Genomic DNA, 4,609 nt, shown 5'->3' with positions numbered 1-4,609 from the left:
AACCGGTCGGTCCGGGGTTCGAGTCCCTGTTGGTCCACCAAATAAAAAGGGTAGGTTTTTATGCCTGCCCTTTTTATTTGCTTGTATATCAAAATACAGGGACTCGAACGCAGCGTTAAGAAAAACATTCGGTGAATGTTTTTTAGCGGTGACCGAAGGATTTTGCGAAATACAAAAATGCATGCACCGTTTGTTTTGCAAAATCAATTATCTACTTAGCATTATTAAAAAATATTGAAAAAGCTACAAATTTGTGATAAAATTTAATTGTCGATAAAACAGAATTAATTTCTACATTACTATCATTAGGGAGAGTTGAAATGAAAAAGTTTTTAGCTATTTTAATTTCATTAATCTCAGTTTGCCTAATTTCTTCATGCGGATGTAGTGTTGAGCGCGAAAACAATTATGAGCCCAATCCCGAAGATTATGTAGAATGGGATGGAAATTACTTTTATTATCAAAATTACCGTATCACCACGGATTTAAGTGTTGAGGAACCATATATAACAGAAGTAGTTTACAATGAAAACACCTACGAGATTGATAAAATACACCATTCAGTTTTTAAAAATGATAAGCTACATATGACTTTTAGCACGGAAGTCAATTCATCCAAAGAATCCGAGCAACACTTTGCTTTTGTGATTTATTCGTTGGAAAGCCAAAAGGTTGAATATCTATATTTACAAGAACATACAGAAGCACCTTATAATAATGATTTATTTAAAATTCTCGAAATCGGTGACAATTATGTAATTCTTCAAGGCAACGGAAAAATTTCAAAATTAGATACCACCTCAAGCAAAATCGACTTCATTAATTGCGTTAGCTATGAGGTTAAATACGGTTATGCGGCTGTTATGTACGATAACCAACTTCTCTATTCCGACTTGGAAACATTCGATTTTAAACCTATAATGTCCCTATCAAATCAAAATACAAAAATAGATTATTTCATTCAAAATATTGACGGACAGACTTTACTGCAAATCATCGACCAATCCAGTGCTGTTGTCAATAACAAGTCTATCACTGTTAGCAGCTTAACATACTACGACTTTGAAAGCGAAGAGTTTTACGAGTTAGTGAAATTTGAAGATAATAAATTTTTGTCAATTGATCCTAACAAAAAATGCACCGACACCTTTATTTTAGGCGAGCAAAAGTGGGTAGGATATAATGGATATACAAGTGATGATACACATCTAGAATACAAATTATTTACGGATAAAAATGTTTTATACACCGTTACCTTTAATAAAATCAATGGCGTCGAACTCAAAGAGCTTTATGCCTTCAATGAAAGCAACGAATATAAAATTAATCAATTCGAGAACAATATTATTCACTTAAGCAAAAGAACTTTAAATAAACCTGTAAATCATATGTATTGCAACAGAATAGATAGCAAAATCGAATATTTTGATTTAGATAAAATGAAAATATTGGATAAAGAAGAACACGATTATAATAACAGAATAGTTATTGCAGAATTTGGAGACATAGTTTATTATGTTGAAATCAAGATTCAAACAGCTTTTATGGCTGAAAGCAATGTTTACTACTATTTATACCGATATGACAAAAGAACTCAAAAAACGGGCTTATTGAAATATTTTGTCGGTTATCTCAGCGACTCCGTATTTGATAATTATGTTTTCAATGACGAAAAATACGATTTCGATATATTAGTTAAAAGCTCATAATCTCCAAATTATGCATATACTTAACTAATCAATAACACAAATATAAGAGGTAGGTTTTACACCTACCTTTTCTATATAAAGAGGCAACCGCTCACGAGCGGTTGCCAGAAATATTACTCGATCCACCAAAATGGCAATTGGTGTTTTGTGTCAGAATTACTAGCAACTATTATGTAGTCAAATGACATCATTGTAAAATCTTAGTTTTCGCTGTAAATTACAGTAAGGTTTGGATGTAACTGCAATATCGATGCTGGCACCTCCGGGGTAATGGGACCAAAGAAAGCTTTTTCAACAATATCCTTTTTACCCTTGCCGTTTGCAATTAGCAGCACCTTCTTCGCTGACATTATTCCACCCATACCCATAGTAAGAGCCGTTTTGGGCACATCATCGCGAGATGCAAAAAAGCGTGAATTTGCTTCTATAGTAGAGTCATCAAGAGTCACCTTATGGGTCGCCTTTTCAAATTGTGTGTCCGGCTCATTGAAGCCAATATGTCCATCATATCCAATTCCCAAAAGCTGTAAATCAATGCCACCAAGACTTTCAATCAATTTGTCATATGCTTCACACTCTGCCGCTATGTCCTTGGCACAGCCATTAGGCACATAAGTGTTACTTTTATCAATGTTGATATGGTGAAACAGATTGTGATTCATAAAATATCGATAACTTTGGTCGTGATTAGAGTCAAGACCTACATATTCATCAAGATTTACAGTCTTAACCCTCGAAAAATCAATTTCTCCTACCTTGTTCTTTTCTGCCATTATTGCATAAGTTCCAAGAGGTGAAGAGCCTGTCGCTAAACCAAGAACGCACTGTGGCTTCATAGCCACCTGTCCGCAAATAATAGCCGCTGCTCGAGCACTTAGCTCCTCATATGTGTTGACTTTTATAAAATCCATATTTTTCTCCTTAAAATCCATTTATACTCTTTTTACTATCTCTTTAGTTGACTTTACAATACAATCTGACGGATAAACACCGCGCAAGGCAGTTAATGGATAAACAGATGTATTTTTTCCTATAACCGTGCCCGGATTTATAACTGACCCACATCCTACGTCTGCACCGTCAGCAAGAATACCGCCGATTTTTCTTAGTCCCGTTTCGTAATCTACATCACCGTGTATAACAACCGCCTTACCGTCAGACTTTAGATTAGAACAAATTGTTCCTGCACCTGTGTGAGCCTTGTAGCCCAAAACGGAGTCGCCTATGTAATTATAATGCGGTATTTGCACTTTATCAAGTAAAATACAATTTTTCAATTCAGAGGAATTTCCTATTACACAGCCTGCACCTGTAATTACATTGCCTCGTATGAATGCGCCGGGGCGAACCTCACTTCCTGAGCCTATAATGGCAGGACCCTCTATCGTTGCCGTTGGATATATCCTTACATTCTCACCCACAAGAACATTTTCAGATATTAAGGTGTATCCTGGAATTCCCATTTTGATAAGAGACAGTATATACTCTTTTATTTTTGGAAGCATCTCCCATGGGTACTCGCAGGAATCGAAAAGAGGTGCAAGATACTCGGGAACCAAGGAATACAAAGCCTTTGTTTTAACAAGCTTACTCAACACAGTGTCCTCCCAATTTAATTGCTTCAACTATGGTTTCGGTATATTCAACGCACATTTCATGTGTTTCGGCTTCTACCATAACACGAATAACCGGCTCTGTACCGCTTTGACGGATAAGGACTCTGCCTTTCTTATTTATAAGCTTTTCGACATTGCTAACTGCTTTCTTTACAAATTCGTCCGCTACAGCAGCAGCCTTATCCTTAACTCGTACGTTCTGAAGATATTGAGGGTAAAGCTCTATTGGTTCAGCAAGCTTTGAAAGTGATTGCTTAGAATCACATATTTCCTCAGCCACCATAATAGCAGTCAGTATTCCATCGCCTGTTGTAGCATATTTTTTCATAATGATATGTCCTGACTGTTCTCCGCCGATAGCATAGTCATTATTTTGCATGCACTCATAAACAAAGCGATCCCCTACGGTGGTTTGAACGCATTTAATGCCTATCTTCTCTAAGCTTGAAACAAAGCCACTGTTGGACATAACTGTCATAACAACTGTGTTATCATTCAAAGTGCCCTTCGCTTTAAGTCGCTTGCCAAGTATGTATATTATAGCATCTCCATCAACCACATTACCGTTTTCGTCTATAGCGAGACACCTGTCGGCATCGCCGTCAAAGGCAAAGCCGATATCTAGACGTTGCTCCTTGACAAGCTTTTGAAGATTTTCAATATGAGTAGATCCACAGCCCTCGTTTACATTCAATCCGTTTGGTTCATTTCCGATTACGTATGTCTGCGCGCCAAGTGCACTGAACACTGCATTTGCTATGTACCAAGATGCTCCGTTAGCACAGTCAAGTCCAATCTTCAAATTTTTATAAGAGTTGGATGCTACGGAAATTAAATAGCCAATATAACGGTTTCTGCCTGCAGAATGGTCATGGATACATCCTATACTTGACTTTTGAGCCAATGGTAAGTCTTCTCCAATTATCCCTAGCGAAGCTAAATCTCCATCAATGTATGCCTCAATAAAAGAGGTAGTTTCATCATCAAGCTTTTCTCCACGAGCATTAATCACTTTTATGCCGTTATCAAAATAGGGATTGTGCGAGGCGGTTACCATAATACCGCAATCAAATCCGTCAGTGCGGGTCACATAAGAAACACTTGGTGTAGTAGTTACATGAAGCATGTAGGCATCTGCTCCAGATGCAACAATGCCGGCAACTATAGAATATTCAAGCATATAGCTTGAACGGCGGGTATCCTTTCCTATTACTATGCGTGGGCGATAGTTCGGCTTGGTACACCCTGATAGCTTCGATGAATAATACCAGCCAAGAAATCTAC

General features: G+C 37.3%; 4 protein-coding genes. 1 reads left to right on the top strand and 3 read right to left on the bottom strand.

Annotated features, from left to right (window positions below):
* The first annotated feature begins 320 nt into the window (after nt 1-320).
* Complete coding sequence (locus ACJMMI_RS04865) at nt 321-1,709, top strand: hypothetical protein (RefSeq protein ID WP_405354038.1); 1,389 nt, start codon at nt 321-323, stop codon at nt 1,707-1,709.
* Nucleotides 1,710-1,909: 200 nt separating this feature from the next.
* On the opposite strand, the gene nagB is transcribed toward ACJMMI_RS04865, so the two are convergent.
* From nagB to glmM, 3 genes are all read right to left on the bottom strand, one after another.
* Entirely contained in the window at nt 1,910-2,620 is a 711-nt protein-coding gene (gene nagB, locus ACJMMI_RS04860) for a glucosamine-6-phosphate deaminase (protein ID WP_405354036.1), read from the bottom strand.
* 21 nt (nt 2,621-2,641) lie between these two features.
* The gene (locus ACJMMI_RS04855; protein ID WP_405354034.1) at nt 2,642-3,304 is read right to left on the bottom strand and encodes a UDP-N-acetylglucosamine pyrophosphorylase; all 663 of its coding nucleotides are present in this window, start codon (nt 3,302-3,304) and stop codon (nt 2,642-2,644) included.
* Nucleotides 3,297-4,609: phosphoglucosamine mutase (glmM, locus tag ACJMMI_RS04850; RefSeq protein WP_405354032.1), on the bottom strand; the 1,313-nt coding region annotated here is incomplete at its 5' end. The genes glmM and ACJMMI_RS04855, both read right to left, overlap by 8 nt.

The organism is Ruminococcus sp. (genome assembly GCF_045129435.1).
Taxonomy (GTDB): Bacteria; Bacillota; Clostridia; order Oscillospirales; family Acutalibacteraceae; genus Ruminococcoides.
Note: the sequence above shows the minus strand (reverse complement) of the source record. Positions and strands in the feature narration are given on the sequence as shown.

Bases quoted from the DNA above. Each gene is read 5' to 3' on its own strand.
- ACJMMI_RS04865 (WP_405354038.1), top strand. From the start codon at position 321: ATGAAAAAGTTTTTAGCTATTTTAATTTCATTAATCTCAGTTTGCCTA.
- nagB (WP_405354036.1), bottom strand. From the start codon at position 2,620: ATGGATTTTATAAAAGTCAACACATATGAGGAGCTAAGTGCTCGAGCA.